The sequence below is a fragment of the Noviherbaspirillum denitrificans genome, from assembly GCF_002211445.1.
Lineage (GTDB): Bacteria > Pseudomonadota > Gammaproteobacteria > Burkholderiales > Burkholderiaceae_D > Noviherbaspirillum > Noviherbaspirillum denitrificans.
Window position 1 is genome coordinate 4,538,179 of the sequence record NZ_LSTO01000001.1, and the last position, 18,513, is coordinate 4,556,691.

Genomic DNA, 18,513 nt, shown 5'->3' on the forward strand with positions numbered 1-18,513 from the left:
ATTTTGGCGTCCCTAGCTGAGCGAAGCGCTCGCCGCCGGTGCGCGCGATCAGGCAGGCCGCAAGCAGGGTCTCGACGTTGTTCACGACGGTGGGCTGGTTGAGGTAGCCGTTGGTCACGGGGAAGGGAGGGCGGTTGCGCGGTGTGCCGCGCTTGCCTTCAAGCGATTCGATCAGTGCCGATTCTTCGCCGCATACATACGCGCCGGCGCCAAGATGGATCTCGATGTCGAAATCAAATCCTTGCTTGCCGAGGATGGACGGGCCGAGCAGGCCTTGTGCCCGCCGGCGTGCCAGGACAGTGTTCAATGGTTCAAGCAGGTAGCGGTACTCGCCGCGCAGGTAGAGAAAGCCACGCCGCGCGTTGATCACGGACGCACAGATCGTCATGCCCTCGAACACCCGGTCCGCATGCGACGTGAGCAGCACCCGGTCCTTGAACGTGCCGGGTTCGCCCTCGTCCGCATTGCATACGACGTAATGCTCCTCGCCCGGCGCCTTCTTGCAAAGGTCCCACTTGAGGCCGGTATGGAAGCCCGCGCCGCCTCGTCCGCGCAGATTGGAGGCCTTGATCTGCTCCAGCATGCCATCGCTGCCCATGGCCAGGGCAGCGGCCAGCGCTTCACCGGCCTTGAAGCTGTCGTTCAGCAGGACATCGGCACGCCGGATATTGTCTTCGACCTGGAAGAGGCCGGACGGCCATGCGTTGACCGGCACTTCCTTTCGGATCAGTTCGCAAATCCAGTCAATGCGCTCGGTTGTGAGGCGGGTAATTGCGCGACCGTTGACCAGCATTGCCGGCCCCTGGTCGCACATGCCCGTGCAGGAGGTGGTATCGATGCTGAGCAAGCCGTCTGCCGACATCGCGCCCTGCGCTGCGCCGAAGTGCGCCATCATTCGGTCAAGCAGGACCATGTTGCCCAGCATGCGATCGGTGATGTTATCGCTGAACAGGACACGGTACTTGCCGACGGGTTCCGTGTAGAGGAAGGAGTAGAACCCGGCCACGGCCTCGATCTTCGTGCGGGGCGTATTGAGCATGGCCTGCAGGTTGTCGATGACGTCCGGGGAAAGCCATCCGCACTGCTCCTGCACTTCGCGCAGTATTTGTAGCATGTAGGTGGCGTCGGAATCGTAGCGCTCGACGATGGGCCGGATGCGCGGGGCGACGGAGGTGCGCGGGGAGTTCATGGCGGTGGGGATCTCGGGATAACAGCTGGGCGCAAGAATCGTGCGGCGCGGGTACATTGTCAATGAAGCGGATCAAGGATTTCGCAAGGACTCTTCCTGTGCTCGGTGCTCGCTTGGGTGGAATGCCTGACGCATGAATGTCACGCAAGTCCCGTGCCGTATGTTCCGTTTCTTGAGATGTCCTGCACGTCCCTCTGGAGCGCTGGGGCTACCTGCCGTGTAGACACGGGATTTGATCTGATATCGGGAATCGCGGCACCGGCATTCCCATTGTTGAGAGAGGTGAGGACTGCGCCGAGAGGGGATATTTCCGAATGGATGCTCCGGAAATGAAAACGGCTCCCATTGCTGGGAGCCGTCTTGTTTTCTGGTAGGCCGTGCGGGACTCGAACCTGCGACCAACGGATTAAAAGTCCGCTGCTCTACCAACTGAGCTAACGACCCGAAAGACCGGAATTATATTGAACTTCCATGCTGCCTGTCAAATCACTCATGATGATTTTCATCAGGAATTCCGATCTTGCAACCAGACGGAAACAGCATGTCGGAAAAACGCTTACTTCAAGACCGTCATTCGTTCCTTGGCCGTCTGAGCTGCCGGCGTGTCAGGATACTGGGCGATCAGCGTTTCCAGTGTTTTCTTCGCGGCTGCCTTGTCCTTGAGTTCCATGTAGCAGCTTGCGATGTTGAGCAGCGCATCCGGCGCCTTCGGATTGTCCGGATAATTCTTCACGACTACCTGCTGTGCAGTAATCGCGTTCTTGTAGTCGCGCTGGGCGTAGTAGGTGTTGCCGAGCCAGTATTGCGCCGAAGGGGCAAGGCCGGACTCCGGATAGCGGCGGGTGAAGTCGAAGAAGGCAGCGCCTGCATTGCGGTAGTCGCCGGCCTTGAAGTAGGCGAGGGCGGCGTCGTACGCTTTCTGCTCGCCCTGTTCCATCATGACTTCCTTGCCGTCGATCGTGACCTTTTGCGGTTCCAGCTTGCGCAGTCGGGCGTCGAGGTCGACGTAGAAATCCTTCTGGCGCTTCTGGGTGTTGGCCAGCTCGTTGGTCAGGATTTCGATCTGGCCGCGCAGGCGCGCGATTTCCTGGCGCAACTGCTCGTTCTGGTTGTTCAGGTCGAGGCTGTTGGTCTTGTCCGCCTTGGCGTTGATTTCCGACTGCATGTTGGTGAGCCGGGCGCGGATGTCGAGGATGGCCTTGCGGGCTTCCTCGTCCTCGAAAAGGGCTGCCTGCGATTGCAGGGGCAGCAAAGAAAACGCGGCCACGAAGGCCGCTGCGAGTGATGTTCGGATGGTCTTGTTCATGATCGCTCTTGAACGCGTCAAACGGTTGTTCCCTTGTCGGGTTCCCCTTCCCGGACAGCAGGGAAGGGGGCGGGGGATGAGCGTTGGAGACCGCCGCCCATCACTGCATGCTTAGTTGTAGACGATGTCGGCGCGGCGGTTTTCGGCCCATGCAGCCTCGTCGCTGCCTTGTGCCTTCGGCTTCTCTTTGCCGAACGAGACGGCTTCCATCTGGGTGTCGGGCACGCCGAGCAGCGACATCGACTTGCGGACTGCCTCGGCACGCTTCTGGCCGAGTGCGAGGTTGTACTCGCGGCCGCCGCGTTCGTCGGTATTGCCCTGGATGATGATCTTGCGGCCCTTGTTGGCGTTCAGGTACTTGGCGTGCGCTTCGACCACCGGCTTGAATTCGTCCTTGACGATGAAGCTGTCATAGTCGAAGTAAACGCTGCGCTTGGCGAGGATGCCCTTCGGATCGTTCAGCGGATCGGTGGAGCCGGTGGAAACGGTTCCAACGGTGCGTGCATCCGCGGTGTTCGTCGGCACGGCGCTACGTTCTTCTACCTTGACGTTGTCGTCCAGCTTGACCGACGAGCCGCAGGCGGTGAGGGCAAAAACGCCGGCGAGCATGAGGGCAAGGGTGGTGGTCTTACGCATTACTGATTCTCCCAAGTGAAAATTGTTTCCAAAAACCCATATTATTTCATGAACGGGCCCCAGGTGGGCTCCCGTATGTCGCCCGTTTGGGTTGTCAGGCGATGTTTGACGCGGCCATCGACGGACACGACGGCCAATGCGCCGCGGCGTCCTGCTTCGGTGGCGTACATGACGTACTTGCCGTTCGGCGAAAAGCTCGGCGACTCGTCCTTGGTCGTATCGGACACGCGCAGCTCCTGTCCGCTCTGCAGGTCGAGGATATACAGCTGGAAGCGGCCTTCGCGGCGCGAAATGAATGCCAGGCTCTTGCCGTCCGGCGCGACGCGCGGGCTGATGTTGTAGCCGCCCGAGAAGGTGACGCGCTGGGCATCGCCGCCGTTGACGCTCATGCGGTAGATTTGCGGCCCGCCGCTGCGGTCGCTGGTGAAGTAGATGAACTGGCCGTCGGCGGAAAACTGCGGTTCGGTCTCGATGCCGGTGGTATTGGTCAGCTGGCGCAGGCCGCTGCCGTCGGCGTTGACGATATACACCTGCGTATAGCCGCTACGCGACAGCGCGAGCGCGAGACGGCTGCCATCCGGCGACCAGGACGGCGCCGAATTGCTGCCGCGATGGTTGGCGATGACGGTGCGCTGGCGGCTGGTCAAGTCCTGCACATAGACCACCGGCTTCTTGGCCTCAAAAGATACGTAAGCGACCTTGGTGCCATCCGGCGACCAGGCGGGTGAGATGATCGGTTCGTTCGAGCGCAAGGCAACCTGTGTCCCCTCGCCGTCGGAGTCGGCCACTTCGAGGCGGTACTCGTTGCCCGACTTGGTGACATAGGCGATTCGGGTGGCAAAGGCGCCGCGCACGCCGATCAGCTTTTCATAGATATCATCGGCAATCTTGTGGGCGGCGACACGCAGGCGGTCCTGCCCTGCAACCTGGCCGAAGCCGGACAGGTTGGCAGCCTTCACCGTATCCATCAGGCGGTAGCGCACATCGAAACGGCCGTCGGCCAAGCGGTGCACGCTGCCGACCACCAGCGCGTCCGCGCCCTGGCCCTTCCATTCGCCGAAGTTCACCGGCGTGGTTTCCGACATCGTGTTGCCGGTATCGATGATCTTGAAATAGCCGCTGCGCGCAAGGTCGGCCTTGATGATCGCCGTCACTTGCTGGGGCGCCATGGTTTCGTCGGCAAAGCCGGCAATCGCGATCGGGATCTGGGTTGCGCCGACGCCGGAGGTTTCCACCCGCAACTGCGCCTGCGCCACGCCGGAAAGGCAGAAGGCGAACACGGCGAAACTGCGCAAGAAGAGATTTTTCATCATGGTTGCTTACTGGTCTTTTGGTCTATGGATACCGATGAATGTGGATGGCACGTTGCCTGACTTGTCCCTAGGATACGGCTGCGAGCGCTCGATCGCGCGGGATACCGCTTCGTCGAAGCCGGGGATGCCGGACGATTTCAGCTTGCGAATACCTGCCACCGAGCCGTCAGGCAAAAGCCGAACCTCATATTCTACCGGTGGGTTGCCCTGCAAGCCTTCCGGCACGATGTAGTTGATGTTCGAACGGATCTTCGCCGCGATGCGCTGCACGTAATCGCCATCGGCGCGGCCACCCTGCGACTTCGGGGCTTCGCCGGTGCCGCCGGTTCCCACGGCGCCGGTCATGCGCTTCATTTCATCCTCGCGCATCTTGGCCATCAACTTCTGGTCGGCTTCTTCCCGGCGTTTCTTGTCGTCGGCTTCCTTCTTCGCCTTGTCGGCCTTTTCCTTCTCGAGGCGCTTCTTGCTTTCTTCTTCCTTGAGCTTGGCGAGCTTCTCTTCCTCGAGGCGCTTTTTCTCCTTGGCGACGCGTTCCTCTTCCAGGCGCTTTTTCTTTTCTTCTTCCTTGCGCTTCTTTTCCTTCTCCAGCGCGATATCCGGCTTGACGACCGGCGGCTCCTCGACCTTGGGCTTCGGCGCTTCCTTGACGACCGGCTTCGGCTCGGGTTCGGGTTCCTTCACGCGCGGCGGTTCGGGCAGGGGCGCGGCTTCGCGCGGCACAGGATCCCAGACCTCGGCTTCAATCGTCACCGGCGTCTGGCTTTGCCAGGCAATGCCGATCCAGAGGAACACGAACAGCGCGGCATGCACCAGTGCCGCCAGCGTCAGTGCGCGACCGCCACCGGGTTCCTTCGGGACGATGTACGGGGTTGATGCTGTCATTGCTTCGTCGCCAGCCCCACGCGGGTAATGCCGATTTTCTTGGCTTCCGAAATCACCTGGATGACTTCGTCGTACTTGATGTCCTTGTCGGCCGAAATCATCACCGGCAGTTCCGGATTGGCCGCATGCATGCTGCGCAGCTTTTGCACGAGGGCACTGCGGCCGCCCACTTTTTCAGGTCGGCCGCCGTCCTTGCCGCCATTGACCTCGATCGTCGCCGAGGTGTCGGGCTTGAGGGAAATCTGGATGTATTCCGTGGGCGGCAGCGCGGACTTCGCGGCCGTCGGCAGGTTGATGACGCCGGGATTGGTCAGCGGCGCGGCGACCATGAAAATCACGAGCAGCACCAGCATCACGTCGATATACGGAACGACGTTGATTTCCGACTTGAACTTGCGGCCACGACCGCCGCGCATGGACGTGTTCGCCATCAGCGTACCTGTCGCTGCAGGATGTTGGAAAATTCTTCGATGAAGCTCTCGAAACGGATCGCCAGGCGGTCGATGTCGTGCGAGTAGCGGTTGAAGGCCACCACGGCGGGGATCGCCGCGAACAGGCCGATCGCGGTGGCCACCAGCGCTTCAGCGATGCCGGGCGCGACGGAAGCCAGCGTCGCCTGCTGCACGTTGGCCAGGCCGCGGAAGGCGTTCATGATGCCCCACACCGTGCCGAACAGGCCGACGTAAGGCGATACCGAACCGACGGAGGCGAGGAAGGCGAGATGGGACTCGAGTGCATCCATTTCGCGCTGGTACGCTGCGCGCATCGCACGGCGCGCGCCGTCGATCATGCTGCCCGGGTCGACCGGACCCTTGCCGGCGAAGCTTGCCTTGGCCTTGATGAATTCACCCATGCCCGATTCGAAGATGCGTTCCAGCGCGCCGCTCTTGCCGCCGCTGCGGCGGCGGTTCGAGTTTGCTTCTTCATACAACGCGTTCAGGTTGCCGCCAGACCAGAATGCGCGCTCGAAATCCTCGGTCTGCGTCTGCGCGCTCCTGATGGCGAACATCTTTCGGAAGATGTAAGTCCAGCTCATGATCGAAACGAGCAGCAGCAGCGCCATGACGAGCTGCACGAGCAGCGAGGCGTTACTGATCAGGGTAATGAAAGACAGATCTTGGGTGACAGTCATCGGTTTCTGTTAGAGATTTACAAATTGTTTCCGCAACGCGATGCGCGGCTTTGCCGCGACCGTCGCGAAGCGGGAAGTTCATCCTGTGTGCTTGATCCGGTCCAGCACATCGTCCGGGATGGGGCTTGGGCGGAACGTGGCCGTGTCCACGCAACCGACCTTGATGCGGCCGCTGGCAAGCAGCCGAAGATCCTCTCCCTCGACGCGCCAGGCTTCTTGTATGAATTGCACGGAGGCGCGTCCGAGTCGTTCGACAACGACGGAGAGTTTCAGTTCATCATCTAATTTCGCGGGGGCATGATAATCGACCGCGGTGCTTTTGACCACGAACATCACGTGGTGCGATTCTGACAATAGCTGCTGGCCGATGCCGGCGGCGCGTAGCCATTCCGTCCGCGCCCGTTCGAAGAACTTCAGGTAATTTGCATAAAAGACAACGCCGCCGGCGTCAGTGTCTTCGTAGTAGACCCGTAGCTTCCAGGTGAAATCCGAAGTCATTGCCGCCGGGTCCGTTCTCCGCGGCGTGTTACGCAGGATTCGTTCATCAGGTGTTCCGTTTGATGTTGAAGGGAGAGAAGCCCTGGCAGGTGGGCATCATCTCGATGTAGTTGATGTTCACGTGCGGCGGCAGCGTGGCGATCCAGAAGGCGGTCTCGGCGATGTCTTGAGCGGTCAGCGGCACCGTGCCTTCGTAAACCTTGGCCGCGGCAGCATCGTCCTTGAGTCGGACATTCGAGAATTCGGTGCCGCCGCACAGGCCAGGCGCAATGTTCGTTGCGCGCACGCCCGTACCGACAAGGTCGGCACGCAGGTTCATGGTGAACTGGTCGACGAAGGCTTTCGTTGCGCCATACACGTTGCCGCCCGGGTAGGGGTAGGCGCCCGCCACCGAGCCGATATTGATGACCGTTCCGCGTCCGCGCGCCACCATGCCGGGCAGGATCGCATGCGTCACCGTGACCAGGCCGGTGCAATTGGTGGCGATCATGGTTTCCCAGTCGTCGAGCGACGCCTTGTGCGCCGGTTCGATGCCAAGCGCGAGGCCGGCATTGTTGACAAGCACGTCGATGTCCTTCCAGCCTTCAGGCAGGGCGGCCAGTGCTGCGGTAATGGATGCCTTGTCGCTCACATCCATGGCGATTGGCAGGAGCGACGCGCCAAGTTCGGCAGCAAGTCCGTCAAGACGCTCCTTGCGGCGGCCGGTCGCGATCACCTTGTGGCCAGCCTGGGCAAATTTATGCGCCATTTCGGCGCCGAAGCCGGACGTTGCGCCAGTAATCAGCACGATCATGTTGTTTTCCTTTCGAGCAGGGGCGATGGTTGCCAAAATTGTAGCCGAAAGGGGCCTTCTCCATCCTGCCCGCATACCCGCCGGCAGCATTCCCGTCAACTTGCCGAAATGTGGTGGCTATCTTACAATCTAGCTCCATTTCGTCTCACGTAACTGGCGAGAAGCCGGAGCTGCATTCCGGCGAAAAGGTGGGCATCCACCGGGGAACGTGAGATATCCATAGCCGTTCGCCTGGGCAGCCCAAATGGAATGCACGACTGAGGCTGCCTGTCATTTCCCTTTGGCCCTCATTCGATTCAGGCAAACCCGATTTGCAATCGATTGGAGTTTTTCATGTTCGCAAAAGACCACACCATCGCCAAAGTCGATCCCGAACTTTGGTCCGCCATCCAGCAGGAAAACAAGCGCCAGCAAGACCACATCGAGCTGATCGCGTCCGAGAACTACACCTCGCCGGCCGTCATGGAAGCGCAGGGCTCCCAGCTGACCAACAAGTACGCCGAAGGTTATCCGGGCAAGCGCTACTACGGCGGCTGCGAGTACGTCGACATCGCTGAATCCCTGGCCATCAACCGCCTGAAGGAACTGTTCGGTGCGGAAGCCGCCAACGTGCAGCCGAACTCCGGTTCCCAGGCTAACCAGGGCGTGTTCTTCGCCATGCTCAAGCCTGGCGACACCATCATGGGCATGTCGCTGGCTGAAGGCGGCCACCTGACCCACGGCATGGCGTTGAACATGTCGGGCAAGTGGTTCAACGTCGTTTCCTACGGCCTGAACGAGAAGGAAGAAATCGACTACGACGCGATGGAGCGCCTGGCGCACGAGAAGAAGCCGAAGATGATCATCGCCGGCGCGTCCGCCTATGCGCTGCGCATCGACTTCGAGCGCTTCGCCAAGGTCGCCAAGGATGTCGGCGCCTACTTCATGGTCGACATGGCCCACTATGCTGGCCTGATCGCCGCAGGCGTCTACCCGAACCCGGTGCCTTACGCCGATTTCGTCACCTCGACCACCCACAAGTCCTTGCGCGGCCCGCGCGGCGGCGTGATCCTGATGAAGGCCGAGCATGAAAAGGCCATCAACTCCGCGATCTTCCCGGGTATCCAGGGCGGTCCGCTGATGCACGTCATCGCCGGCAAGGCCGTCGCTTTCAAGGAAGCGCTGTCGCCGGAATTCAAGGCTTACCAGGAACAGGTTGTCAAGAATGCCGACGCACTCGCCAAGACCCTGATTTCGCGCGGCCTGCGTATCGTCTCCGGCCGTACCGAATCACACGTGATGCTGGTCGACCTGCGCGCGAAGAAGATCACCGGCAAGGAAGCAGAAGCCATCCTCGGCTCCGCCCACATGACCTGCAACAAGAACGCGATCCCGAACGATCCGGAGAAGCCGTTCGTCACCTCCGGCATCCGTCTCGGCAGCCCGGCGATGACCACCCGCGGTTTCAAGGAGGCGGAAGCGGTCAAGGTCGGCAACCTGATCGCCGATGTGCTCGACAACCCGCACGACGCGGCAACCATCGAGCGCGTCAAGGCGGAAGTCAAGAAGCTGACCGACGCGTTCCCGGTCTACGCCTGATATCGCAGGCCGTCAGGCCAGTAAATAGCGCTACACTGATCGCCATCCCATGACCATGGGATGGCGATCTTTGCAAAAAGATAACAGAATCGCGTTATTGTTAATTTTTCATTGCGTTCCCGGACAGGGAGCGCGACCGGAATAAGGCTCGCGGTACCGCCATGAAATGTCCCTTCTGCCATCACGAAGACACCCAAGTCATCGACACACGCGTGTCCGAGGAAGGAGACACCATTCGCCGCCGCCGCCGCTGCGCGCACTGCGACAAGCGGTTCACCACCTACGAGCGCATCGAACTGTCGATGCCCGTCATCGTCAAGAAGAACGGCAGCCGAGCCGACTTCGACCCCGCCAAGCTCCGCGCCAGCCTGATGCTCGCCCTGCGCAAGCGTCCTGTATCCGCCGAAGCAGTTGATGCAGCGATCCACCGTATCGAAGAAAAACTGCTTTCCTCCGGTGCCCGTGAAGTGATTTCCGGCCATATCGGCGAACTCGTCATGCGCGAACTCAAGCGCCTCGACAAGATCGCCTATATTCGCTTTGCCTCCGTCTACAAGAGCTTCGAAGACGTCGCGGAATTCCAGGATGCGATCGCTGAGGTTGGGCGAGAGCGCAAGACACCTTCCAAGTAAGACCATCTCCGGACGCAGTAACGAGCACGCTTTCGCATGCCAAAAATGTTGCCAATGTTATAATTATGCCAAGCTTGAAAGCGAAATTGAACCGTGAAGCCGGTTATTCCATGACGGAAGTGCTCGTTTCCATACTGCTCCTGTCTACGGGCGTCCTCGGCACGGCCGCGCTGCAGGCTGCCGCCACCCGGACCACCCAACAGTCCGCCTATCAGACGACTGCCTTGCAGCTCGCGGCCGACGTGGCCGATACGGTGCAAGTGATGGCGTCCGACGAGCGATACTTGCACCTTGCCGCAGCCGTCTTTGATATCGACTTCACGTCTTCACCGGATGAGCGGTTCGCCCCAAGTGCCTCCTGCCATTTCGCGATGTGTGCACCGGCAGAATTCGCGAACGCCGAACTCGACGAATGGAAGACGCGCCTTGCGGCCAATTTCCCCTCTGCGCGTCTCCGCATCTGCCACGACGACAGTCCATGGGAAGAGGCAGGTCATGCACATACTTGGGAATGCAGTGGCGCCGGGGCCGGTCCCTTGGTTGTCAAGGTCGGTTGGAAGGCGAAGAGCCCGGATGGCAGCTACGCCGACGAAGGCCGAAGCTTTCCACCGAGCGTAGTTGTTCCGGTCGCTCCTGTGTGAAGGGGATGGCGATGCGCCGCAGCCGCATATCTTCGTTTCGCTTCGCCGGTCAGGACGGTGTGACGCTGGTCGAACTGATGGTGTCGATGACCATCGGCCTGTTCCTGATCGCCGCGGCTATCGTGGTGCTCGTTTCGGCTAAGTCCGCCTACGTTGCGCAAAGCGACAGCACTCAGGTCCTTGACATGGGCCGTCATGCGATTGACATCCTTTCGCGGACCGTGCGGCAGGCGTCCTATTTGGGCTGGGACGCTGTCGACGGTGCGGTTCTGGCTGCGGACGACGGCCCGGCGGTATTCGGCATGGATGCCAAAAGCCTGAAGAGCCGGACCGAAGGAGTCGATTCGCCGCTGTCGAAGTCGATCAACGGCAGTGATGTTCTTGTGGTGCGTTTTGGTGGTTCCGGCAAGGGCAGTAACGGGGATGGCTCGGTTCTCAATTGCGGCGGATTTGGTGTCGGTACGGGCGAAGTGGTCGGCGCAACTGAACGAGGGTGGAGCATTTTCTATGTGGCCGAAGATGCCACCGGCGAACCCGAACTGTATTGCAAGTATCCCGGTGAAGAGGGTTGGTCGGCACAAGCTGTAGCACGGGGCGTGGAGTCTTTCCAGGTGCTGTACGGACTGGACAGCGACGGCGACGGCTATCCGAATTCAATTGTGAACGCGACTGCCATCGAGGGTATGGCGACGAGCAGTTCCGATCCTTACGCCTGGTGGAAAAAAGTAGTGGAGGTCAAGGTCGCTGTCCTTGTGCGCGGAGGAAGCCCCGTTCCCGCAGAACTTCCGGATGCGAGCTTCGACCTGTTCGGAGAGCCGTACTCATCCGCGCATTCGGGAAGGGACAAGGGCGTCCGGATCCGTGTGTCGGAATTGCCGAAAGCGGCGAGGAACAGGACGCGCAAGGTCTTCGCAGCGACCATCTGGCTGCGCAACCGGCCTGCCGCGAAATAGGTATGCGAAAACTGCCGACCCGCGGGCGCGAAAGCGGCGCCGCATTGATCGTATGCCTGCTCCTGATGCTTGTGATCCTCCTGCTCGGCACTTCCGGCGCGCAGATTGCGCTCCAGGAAGAAAAGGCTTCGCGCCATGAACGCGACCGATTGCTTGCATTTCTGGCGGCGGAAAGCGCACTGAAGGATGCGGAACACGATATCAGTTCAACCACGCGGGTGGCGCTGTTTGAAAAATCGGAGCATGCGGCCGGCCAGTGCGAGGCAGGGCTTGGCAATCCCTTGCTTGGCTTGTGCCAGCCCTCGGCTCCCGACATGTTCCCGGTCTGGCAAAAGATTGATCTCGGAGCGGAAAGGACATCGGTCCCGTTCGGCTATTTCACGGGGCGCACATCCGCGTCAAAAGCGAGTGCGCTTCCGCCGTCCTACCTTGTCGAAATTTTGCCTGCGACCCCATTGCCGGAGGGCAGGCCGAGTACACCGGGCAAGGCGACTTATCGCATTACTGCAATCGGCTTCGGCACCAGCGAGGGGACGCAGGCTGTCCTGCAATCGTATCTTCGGAAGGCAGAGGACGGGCGGTGGGAGCGAGTGGGCTGGCGCGAGATTCAGAACTGGGAGGAAATGCGTGAAGCGCTTGAAAAATAAGCGGAAGCAGGGTGGCTTTTCCCTCATACAAGTCATTGTCGCGCTTGCAGTCGTGGCCATCCTTGCCGGCATTGCATTGCCGTCCTTCAAGGAGGCAGCGAGAAAGGCAAAGCGCGCGGAAGGCCGGTCCGCGCTGTACCAGTTGATGCTGCAGGAAGAACGCTTCTATTCCCAGCGCAACAAGTACATTGCCTTTACGTCTGGCTCCTCCGGTGAGGAGGAGAAGCGGTTCAGGTGGTTTTCCGGAAATAGTCCTGAAAGCAGCGCCTATGAAATCAAGGCTGAAGCATGTGCCGGTGAAACAATCAGCGATTGTGTTCGGTTGGTCGCCACGCCGGGTACAGGTCGTGTCGACGCGAACTTCAAGGACCCCGAGTGCGGAGAATTCACGCTTGCCAGCACCGGTGAAAAAGGGGCGAACAAGGCGGAGTGCTGGAGGTAAGGATGCGGCGCGAAACCGGCGGATTCACATTGGTCGAACTGACCGTGACTTTGTCCGTGGCGGCTATTCTTTTCACCGTAGCCGTGCCGAGCTTCGTCGGTATCATCAGGGACCTCCAGCTCAGCTCGGCGGCAAACGACTTCTTTGCCGCAATCAACCTTGCACGGGCAGAGGCCGTGCAGCGAGGCTTGCGGGTCGACCTGATGCCGGTCGGCGACAGCGGAGACTGGGCGCAGGGATGGGTGGTCTTTGTCGACCGGAACCGCAATCGGAGACCCGACGGTGGCGAAGTCATCTTCCTTCACGGCCCAGCACCGGATGGTCTCCGGATTACGGCTGACTTGAGCGATTCGACAGTACAATACCTCGCATACAACGGCGCGGGACGTACCCGTACCCATGCAAGTGGATACCGCACACAGTTCGGTACCTTCACTTTCGCGCTGGGCACGAAGGTCAGGAAAATCAAGCTGAACTTCCTCGGGCGTCCCCGCATCTGCAATCCGGACACGGACGCGGATACCTGCTGACCCGCTTCGGGCCTTTGCAGGCCGCTTGAGCGAAACAGGTCATCAGTGAGAATCGAAAACGACAACCAGGCTATGGAACTGGCGCTTCAATGGGCAGCCAGGTCCATGTTCATCACCGCACCCAACCCGCGCGTCGGCTGCGTCATCGTCAAGGACGGCTATGTAATCGGTGCCGGCAATACCCAGCCGCCGGGACAGGCGCATGCCGAGGTCCAGGCAATGAAAGATGCCGCCAGTCGCGGGCATGACGTGCGCGGCGCAACGGTGTACGTCACGCTCGAGCCCTGCAGTCATTTTGGGCGCACTCCACCTTGCGCGGATGCGCTGGTCAAGGCCGGCGTCGCCAAGGTGGTGATGGCTGCGGGTGACCCGAACCCCCTGGTGGGCGGGCAGGGACGGGCAAAGCTCGAGGCGGCAGGCATCGAAGTTGTGTCGGGTGTGCTTGAAGCAGAGGCGCGTGAAATGAACATCGGCTTCATGAAGCGCATGCAACATGGCCTGCCGTGGGTAAGGATGAAGGCTGCCGCCAGCCTGGACGGCAGGACGGCGCTGCATAACGGTGTAAGCCAGTGGATTACGTCGCCGCCCGCGCGCGACGACGGGCACTGGTGGCGCGCCCGCGCTTGCGCCATCCTGACCGGAATCGGCACCGTGCAGGAAGACAATCCGCAACTCACGGTTCGTGCAGTCGATACACCTCGTCAGCCGCGCCGCATTGTTGTCGACAGTCGCCTGCAGATCAGTCACGATGCACGCATTCTCGAAGGTGGCGGCACCTGGATCGTTACTGCAGTAGCGAATGCGGAGAAGGAAGCGAGGCTGCGTGACCTAGGCGCGGAAATTATCCTGCTCCCGAATTCCGCCGGGAAGGTCGATCTTCCGGCATTAATCAAAGAACTCGGCGCACGCCAGATCAACGAACTGCACGTCGAGGCAGGATTCAAGCTGAATGGCTCGCTCATCCGCGAAGGCTGCGTCGACGAACTGCTGCTTTACCTCGCGCCCAGCCTGATAGGCGACGCATGCGGCCTGTTCGACCTGCCTACACTGGAATCGCTCGATGGCCGCAAGGCGCTCGCTTTCCACGAAATCAAGCAAATCGGCCCCGATTTGCGTATCCTTGCCCGTTTTACCTGATCGGAATTGCCCATGTTTACCGGAATCGTCGCCGCCGTCGGCAAAATCACTTCCATCACACCGCTTGGCACCCAGGCCGACGCCGGCGTTCGCCTCACGGTCGATGCTGGCGGCCTGCCGATGGCCGATGTCGCCTTGGGAGACTCGATTGCCCTGAACGGCGCGTGCATGACCGTCGTCAGCAAGACAGAGAGCGGCTTCACCGTCGATGTCTCCCGCGAAAGCCTGAACCGGACGGCCGGACTGGACAGCGCAGGCGAAGTGAACCTCGAAAAGGCGCTGACCCTCGCGGACCGGCTTGGCGGCCACCTCGTGTCGGGGCACGTCGATGGCCTCGGCATTGTTCGCAAGTTCGAGCCGGTCGGCGAATCAATGGAGCTGGTCGTTGCGGCACCGAAGGACCTGGGGAAGTATCTCGCTTACAAAGGCTCGATTGTCGTCAACGGCGTCTCCCTGACGGTGAACCGCGTGGAAGACGTGCCGGATGCTTGCACGTTTTCGATCAATCTGATTCCGCATACTGTCGAAGTGACAACACTCAAGCATCTGAAACCAGGCGTGAAGGTCAACCTCGAAATCGACCTGATCGCGCGCTACGTCGAACGAATGCTCAACACAAAGGACTGAAAACCGTCCGGACAGCAGCACAAGTTTCAGCGGTGAAAGTAGCAAGACCCGCAAATCCTTTAAAATAGCGTGTTACACAGGATTCAAGCCATGGCTATTTCAACAACTCAAGAAATCATTGCCGAACTGCGCGCAGGCCGTATGGTCATCCTCGTCGACGAGGAAGACCGTGAAAACGAGGGTGACCTCGTGCTGGCCGCCGAGTTCGTGACCCCGGAAGCGATCAACTTCATGGCCAAGTTCGGCCGCGGCCTGATCTGCCTGACGCTGACCGAAGAGCGCTGCAACCTGCTGAACCTGCCGATGATGACGACCCGCAACGGCACGTCCTACGGCACCAACTTCACTGTTTCCATTGAAGCAGCCGAAGGCGTCACCACCGGCATCTCCGCAGCTGACCGTGCAAAGACCGTGCAGGTTGCGGTGGCCAAGAATGCGAAGCCGTCCGACATCGTTCAGCCCGGCCATATCTTCCCGCTGAAGGCGCAGAAGGGCGGCGTGCTGATGCGTGCTGGACATACTGAAGCAGGCTGCGACTTCGCCGCGCTGGCCGGCCTCACCCCGGCGGCAGTGATCTGCGAAATCATGAAGGACGACGGCACCATGGCGCGCCTGCCGGACCTGATTGAATTCGCCAAGGAACACGGCCTGAAGATCGGCACCATTGCCGACCTGATTCATTTCCGCAGCCAGAACGAAAGCATCGTCGAGCGCATCGCCGAACGCACCATGCATACCGTGCACGGTTCCTTCAGGACGATCGCTTACCGCGACAAGCCGAGCGGCGGCGCCCACTTGGCGCTGGTGCATGGCGACATCACCACGGACGTCGAAACCCTGGTGCGCGTGCACCAACCCGTTTCCATCCTCGACCTGCTCGAAACGCAAGCCACCACGCACTCCTGGAACATGGCCTCGGCAATGGCCGCGATCAAGGCGTCGGAGCGGGGCGTCATGGTCTTGCTCAACTGCGAGGAATCGGCGGAACAGATGTTTGCGCAATTCGAGGCGCTCCTCAAGCCCGAACAGAAGCCCGCGCCGCGCGAGTCGCGTATGGACCTCCGTACCTATGGTATCGGTGCACAGATCCTGAAAGACCTCCAGGTCGGCAAGATGAAGCTGCTGGCGAGCCCGCGCAAGATGCCATCGATGACTGGTTTTGACCTTGAGGTGACCGGCTACCAGGCAAAGCCGGAGAACTGACCGCCTGGCGCAAGGCGCCGGCGGCATGTCGAACAAGAATAGGCCATACGCTGCCTCGTTCATCGAGGTGGCGCATGGTTCCCATACCCATGAGCGCAATCGCGCATGAAGGAACAACCATGACCGTAGGAACTTACGAAACGAATTTGAGCGGCGAAGGCCTGCGTATCGGCATCGTGCAAGCCCGCTTCAATGAAGACGTTTGCCACGGCCTCCTGTCTTCCTGCCTGGCCGAGCTGAAGCGCCTCGGTGTTGCCGATGAGGACGTGCTGCACGTTACCGTCCCGGGCGCACTTGAAATCCCGCTCGCACTGCAGAAAATGGCGGAAACCCAGCAGTTCGATGCACTGATCGCCATCGGCGCGGTCATACGCGGCGAGACCTACCACTTCGAGCTGGTGTCCAACGAGTCCGGTGCCGGTATCACCCGCGTCGGCCTGGATTTTGGCATTCCCATCGCCAATGCCGTCCTGACTACCGATACAGACGAGCAGGCCGAGGCACGCATGGCAGAAAAGGGCGCCGATGCAGCACGCGTTGCGGTCGAGATGACCAACCTCGCAATTGCACTGGAAGAACTCGCCGACGTCACAGAGGAAGAGTAAGCAATGACGCAAAAGACCGCACACGCGAATCCGAACAAGAACCGCACGCCGCGTCATCGCGCGCGCGAGTTCGCGCTGCAGGGCCTGTACCAGTGGCTGCTGAACAATGAGGATGCCGGCGCCATTGATGCGCACATCCGCGAAGCGCATGGTTTCAACAAGGCAGACGCGGAGCATTTCGACGCGTTGCTGCACGGCGCGATCAAGCAGGCGGCAGCGTTGCGCGGTGGTCTGGCACCGCTGATTGACCGCCCGATCAACCAGCTCTCGCCGGTCGAGCATGCAGCGCTCCTGATCGGTGCGTATGAACTGGCCAACCACATTGAAATCCCGTACAAGGTCGTCATCAACGAGGCGGTCGAGTTGACCAAGTCGTTTGGCGGCATTGACGGCCACAAGTATGTCAACGGTGTCCTCGACAAGTTCGCGGCGACGGCCCGCGCCACTGAGGTCGAAGACGCCAAGAAGCGCGGCCAGCACTAAACCTACCACATCATGCGCCGGCGTCATGCCGGCGCATGTCTTGAGCCTGTACCTCCGATGAATCCAGTCCTCGCTTCCCGCCTTGCAAACATTGCTCCTTTCCACGTCATGGAACTGGCGAAGATGGCGGCTGAACTGGAACGGCAGGGCCGTTCCATCATCCACATGGGCATCGGCGAACCGGACTTCACGGCGCCGCCACCTGTTGTCGAGGCCGCATCGCGTGCCATGGCCGACGGCCGGCTGCAGTACACATCGGCCGTCGGGATTCCCGCACTGCGGGAGGAGATCGCGGCGCATTACCAGCGGGTGTACGGTCTGCAGATCGCGCCGTCGCGTATCATCGTGACGGCCGGCGCGTCAGCCGCGCTGCTGCTAGCTTGCGCCGCGCTCGTGGACAAGGGCGCGGAAGTGCTGATGCCCGATCCGTCCTACCCCTGCAACCGGCACTTCGTGGCCGCATTCGATGGTGTCGCCAGGATGATTCCGAGCGGCCCGGAGCAGCGATTCCAGTTGTCGGACGCAGTGGTGCGCAAACAATGGTCGGAAACGACGCGCGGCGTGCTGCTTGCATCGCCGTCCAATCCGACGGGAACGTCGATCCCCCATGCCGAACTGGCGAAGATTGTCGGAACGGTGCGGGAGAAGGGCGGTTTCACGATCGTTGACGAGATCTACCAAGGCCTGACCTACGATGAAGAGCCGTTTTCGGCGCTGTCGCTGGGCGACGACGTCGTCGTGATCAACAGCTTCTCCAAGTACTTCAACATGACCGGCTGGCGCCTGGGGTGGCTTGTGGTGCCGGAATACCTGGTGCCTCAGGTTGAGAAGCTGGCACAGAATCTGTTCATCTGCGCCTCCAGCATTGCCCAACATGCCGGCGTTGCCTGCTTTACGCCGGAGTCGATTGCCATCTATGAAGAGCGCAAGGCCGAATTCAAGCGCCGACGCGACTATATCGTTCCTGCACTCGGGCAACTTGGCTTCCAGGTGCCGGTGATGCCTGACGGCGCTTTCTATGTCTATGCAAATTGTTCGGCACTGTCCGATGATGCGGACAGGCTGACGATCGACATGCTCCACCAGGCCGGCGTCGTCCTTGTTCCGGGGCTGGATTTCGGTCCTTACACCGCCCGCGAATATATCCGGCTGTCCTACGCCACCTCGCTCGACAACCTGCAAGAGGCGGTTGCGCGTCTCGCAAAGTTCCTAGGCTTAAATCCCGTTCACTCGCGGGTCTGCTAGTACTGTAATGCCATATTGGCAACTCCTCCCCTGGTCTGCTC

Annotated in this window: 22 protein-coding genes, 1 tRNA gene and 1 riboswitch; of the genes, 13 read left to right on the forward strand and 10 right to left on the reverse strand. The window is 60.6% G+C overall.

The features are described from left to right. From AYR66_RS21980 to AYR66_RS22025, 10 genes are all read right to left on the reverse strand, one after another. Positions 1-1,189: NAD(P)H-dependent oxidoreductase subunit E (locus AYR66_RS21980; RefSeq protein ID WP_170942340.1), on the reverse strand; the 1,189-nt coding region annotated here is incomplete at its 3' end. Between the two features lie 368 nt (positions 1,190-1,557). Next, positions 1,558-1,633 (reverse strand) — tRNA-Lys (locus tag AYR66_RS21985). 112 nt (positions 1,634-1,745) lie between these two features. Further along, the gene (gene ybgF / locus AYR66_RS21990; RefSeq protein ID WP_088709281.1) at positions 1,746-2,495 is read right to left on the reverse strand and encodes a tol-pal system protein YbgF; all 750 of its coding nucleotides are present in this window, start codon (positions 2,493-2,495) and stop codon (positions 1,746-1,748) included. Positions 2,496-2,606: 111 nt separating this feature from the next. Further along, entirely contained in the window at positions 2,607-3,131 is a 525-nt protein-coding gene (gene pal, locus AYR66_RS21995) for a peptidoglycan-associated lipoprotein Pal (protein ID WP_088709282.1), read from the reverse strand. 41 nt (positions 3,132-3,172) lie between these two features. Beyond that, positions 3,173-4,444 carry a Tol-Pal system beta propeller repeat protein TolB gene (gene tolB, locus AYR66_RS22000; RefSeq protein WP_088709283.1) on the reverse strand — a complete coding sequence of 424 codons (1,272 nt, stop codon included), beginning with the start codon at positions 4,442-4,444 and terminating at the stop codon, positions 3,173-3,175. A 6-nt stretch (positions 4,445-4,450) separates the two neighbouring features. Continuing rightward, complete coding sequence (gene tolA / locus AYR66_RS22005; RefSeq protein WP_088709284.1) at positions 4,451-5,326, reverse strand: cell envelope integrity protein TolA; 876 nt, start codon at positions 5,324-5,326, stop codon at positions 4,451-4,453. Beyond that, a complete protein-coding gene (locus AYR66_RS22010) occupies positions 5,323-5,757 on the reverse strand; it encodes an ExbD/TolR family protein (RefSeq protein WP_088709285.1) in 435 nt (144 codons plus the stop codon). The genes tolA and AYR66_RS22010 overlap by 4 nt, the downstream gene beginning before the upstream one ends. Next, positions 5,757-6,458, reverse strand: a complete 702-nt coding sequence (gene tolQ / locus AYR66_RS22015) for a protein TolQ (RefSeq protein ID WP_088709286.1) — start codon at positions 6,456-6,458, stop codon at positions 5,757-5,759. Before tolQ ends, AYR66_RS22010 begins: the two co-directional genes overlap by 1 nt. A 78-nt stretch (positions 6,459-6,536) precedes the next feature. After that, positions 6,537-6,956 (reverse strand): tol-pal system-associated acyl-CoA thioesterase, encoded by a 420-nt coding sequence (gene ybgC / locus AYR66_RS22020; protein ID WP_088709287.1) that lies wholly within the window; start codon positions 6,954-6,956, stop codon positions 6,537-6,539. A 46-nt stretch (positions 6,957-7,002) separates the two neighbouring features. After that, positions 7,003-7,749: an SDR family oxidoreductase gene (locus AYR66_RS22025; RefSeq protein ID WP_088709288.1), complete on the reverse strand. Its 747-nt coding sequence runs from the start codon at positions 7,747-7,749 to the stop codon at positions 7,003-7,005. Positions 7,750-7,888: 139 nt separating this feature from the next. Continuing rightward, positions 7,889-7,993, forward strand: a riboswitch (ZMP/ZTP riboswitch). An 89-nt stretch (positions 7,994-8,082) separates the two neighbouring features. Here AYR66_RS22025 and glyA point away from each other — a divergent pair. The 13 genes from glyA to AYR66_RS22090 all read left to right on the forward strand — a co-directional run bounded on the left by glyA (position 8,083) and on the right by AYR66_RS22090 (position 18,472). Further along, positions 8,083-9,327 carry a serine hydroxymethyltransferase gene (gene glyA / locus AYR66_RS22030; protein ID WP_088709289.1) on the forward strand — a complete coding sequence of 415 codons (1,245 nt, stop codon included), beginning with the start codon at positions 8,083-8,085 and terminating at the stop codon, positions 9,325-9,327. A gap of 161 nt (positions 9,328-9,488) precedes the next feature. Continuing rightward, positions 9,489-9,959 carry a transcriptional regulator NrdR gene (gene nrdR, locus AYR66_RS22035; RefSeq protein ID WP_088709290.1) on the forward strand — a complete coding sequence of 157 codons (471 nt, stop codon included), beginning with the start codon at positions 9,489-9,491 and terminating at the stop codon, positions 9,957-9,959. Between the two features lie 86 nt (positions 9,960-10,045). Continuing rightward, positions 10,046-10,600, forward strand: coding sequence for a type IV pilus modification protein PilV (pilV, locus tag AYR66_RS22040; RefSeq protein ID WP_170942238.1), 555 nt, complete (start codon positions 10,046-10,048; stop codon positions 10,598-10,600). A gap of 11 nt (positions 10,601-10,611) precedes the next feature. Continuing rightward, positions 10,612-11,553, forward strand: coding sequence for a PilW family protein (locus AYR66_RS22045; protein ID WP_234814976.1), 942 nt, complete (start codon positions 10,612-10,614; stop codon positions 11,551-11,553). A 2-nt stretch (positions 11,554-11,555) separates the two neighbouring features. After that, positions 11,556-12,200, forward strand: a complete 645-nt coding sequence (locus tag AYR66_RS22050) for a pilus assembly PilX family protein (protein ID WP_088709292.1) — start codon at positions 11,556-11,558, stop codon at positions 12,198-12,200. Continuing rightward, entirely contained in the window at positions 12,181-12,642 is a 462-nt protein-coding gene (locus AYR66_RS22055) for a type IV pilin protein (protein ID WP_234814977.1), read from the forward strand. Before AYR66_RS22050 ends, AYR66_RS22055 begins: the two co-directional genes overlap by 20 nt. 2 nt (positions 12,643-12,644) lie before the next feature. Beyond that, positions 12,645-13,172 (forward strand): GspH/FimT family pseudopilin, encoded by a 528-nt coding sequence (locus AYR66_RS22060; protein ID WP_234814978.1) that lies wholly within the window; start codon positions 12,645-12,647, stop codon positions 13,170-13,172. A gap of 45 nt (positions 13,173-13,217) precedes the next feature. Then, the gene (gene ribD, locus AYR66_RS22065; RefSeq protein WP_088709293.1) at positions 13,218-14,309 is read left to right on the forward strand and encodes a bifunctional diaminohydroxyphosphoribosylaminopyrimidine deaminase/5-amino-6-(5-phosphoribosylamino)uracil reductase RibD; all 1,092 of its coding nucleotides are present in this window, start codon (positions 13,218-13,220) and stop codon (positions 14,307-14,309) included. A 12-nt stretch (positions 14,310-14,321) separates the two neighbouring features. Continuing rightward, positions 14,322-14,936: a riboflavin synthase gene (locus tag AYR66_RS22070; protein ID WP_088709294.1), complete on the forward strand. Its 615-nt coding sequence runs from the start codon at positions 14,322-14,324 to the stop codon at positions 14,934-14,936. Positions 14,937-15,026: 90 nt separating this feature from the next. Next, positions 15,027-16,139: a bifunctional 3,4-dihydroxy-2-butanone-4-phosphate synthase/GTP cyclohydrolase II gene (gene ribBA, locus AYR66_RS22075; RefSeq protein ID WP_088709295.1), complete on the forward strand. Its 1,113-nt coding sequence runs from the start codon at positions 15,027-15,029 to the stop codon at positions 16,137-16,139. A 119-nt stretch (positions 16,140-16,258) separates the two neighbouring features. After that, a complete protein-coding gene (gene ribH / locus AYR66_RS22080) occupies positions 16,259-16,744 on the forward strand; it encodes a 6,7-dimethyl-8-ribityllumazine synthase (protein ID WP_088709994.1) in 486 nt (161 codons plus the stop codon). A gap of 3 nt (positions 16,745-16,747) precedes the next feature. Then, positions 16,748-17,227, forward strand: coding sequence for a transcription antitermination factor NusB (nusB, locus tag AYR66_RS22085; protein WP_088709296.1), 480 nt, complete (start codon positions 16,748-16,750; stop codon positions 17,225-17,227). A gap of 57 nt (positions 17,228-17,284) precedes the next feature. After that, complete coding sequence (locus AYR66_RS22090) at positions 17,285-18,472, forward strand: pyridoxal phosphate-dependent aminotransferase (protein ID WP_088709297.1); 1,188 nt, start codon at positions 17,285-17,287, stop codon at positions 18,470-18,472. Positions 18,473-18,513: the final 41 nt, after the last annotated feature.

Coding starts and splice junctions, on each gene's coding strand:
- AYR66_RS22060 (WP_234814978.1), top strand. CDS start 12,645: ATGCGGCGCGAAACCGGCGGATTCACATTGGTCGAACTGACCGTGACT.
- AYR66_RS22090 (WP_088709297.1), top strand. CDS start 17,285: ATGAATCCAGTCCTCGCTTCCCGCCTTGCAAACATTGCTCCTTTCCAC.
- tolB (WP_088709283.1), bottom strand. CDS start 4,444: ATGATGAAAAATCTCTTCTTGCGCAGTTTCGCCGTGTTCGCCTTCTGC.
- tolQ (WP_088709286.1), bottom strand. CDS start 6,458: ATGACTGTCACCCAAGATCTGTCTTTCATTACCCTGATCAGTAACGCC.
- AYR66_RS22070 (WP_088709294.1), top strand. CDS start 14,322: ATGTTTACCGGAATCGTCGCCGCCGTCGGCAAAATCACTTCCATCACA.
- ybgF (WP_088709281.1), bottom strand. CDS start 2,495: ATGAACAAGACCATCCGAACATCACTCGCAGCGGCCTTCGTGGCCGCG.
- nrdR (WP_088709290.1), top strand. CDS start 9,489: ATGAAATGTCCCTTCTGCCATCACGAAGACACCCAAGTCATCGACACA.
- AYR66_RS22010 (WP_088709285.1), bottom strand. CDS start 5,757: ATGGCGAACACGTCCATGCGCGGCGGTCGTGGCCGCAAGTTCAAGTCG.
- glyA (WP_088709289.1), top strand. CDS start 8,083: ATGTTCGCAAAAGACCACACCATCGCCAAAGTCGATCCCGAACTTTGG.
- ybgC (WP_088709287.1), bottom strand. CDS start 6,956: ATGACTTCGGATTTCACCTGGAAGCTACGGGTCTACTACGAAGACACT.
- AYR66_RS22050 (WP_088709292.1), top strand. CDS start 11,556: ATGCGAAAACTGCCGACCCGCGGGCGCGAAAGCGGCGCCGCATTGATC.
- AYR66_RS22025 (WP_088709288.1), bottom strand. CDS start 7,749: ATGATCGTGCTGATTACTGGCGCAACGTCCGGCTTCGGCGCCGAAATG.
- AYR66_RS22045 (WP_234814976.1), top strand. CDS start 10,612: ATGCGCCGCAGCCGCATATCTTCGTTTCGCTTCGCCGGTCAGGACGGT.
- ribH (WP_088709994.1), top strand. CDS start 16,259: ATGACCGTAGGAACTTACGAAACGAATTTGAGCGGCGAAGGCCTGCGT.
- nusB (WP_088709296.1), top strand. CDS start 16,748: ATGACGCAAAAGACCGCACACGCGAATCCGAACAAGAACCGCACGCCG.
- ribBA (WP_088709295.1), top strand. CDS start 15,027: ATGGCTATTTCAACAACTCAAGAAATCATTGCCGAACTGCGCGCAGGC.
- tolA (WP_088709284.1), bottom strand. CDS start 5,326: ATGACAGCATCAACCCCGTACATCGTCCCGAAGGAACCCGGTGGCGGT.
- pal (WP_088709282.1), bottom strand. CDS start 3,131: ATGCGTAAGACCACCACCCTTGCCCTCATGCTCGCCGGCGTTTTTGCC.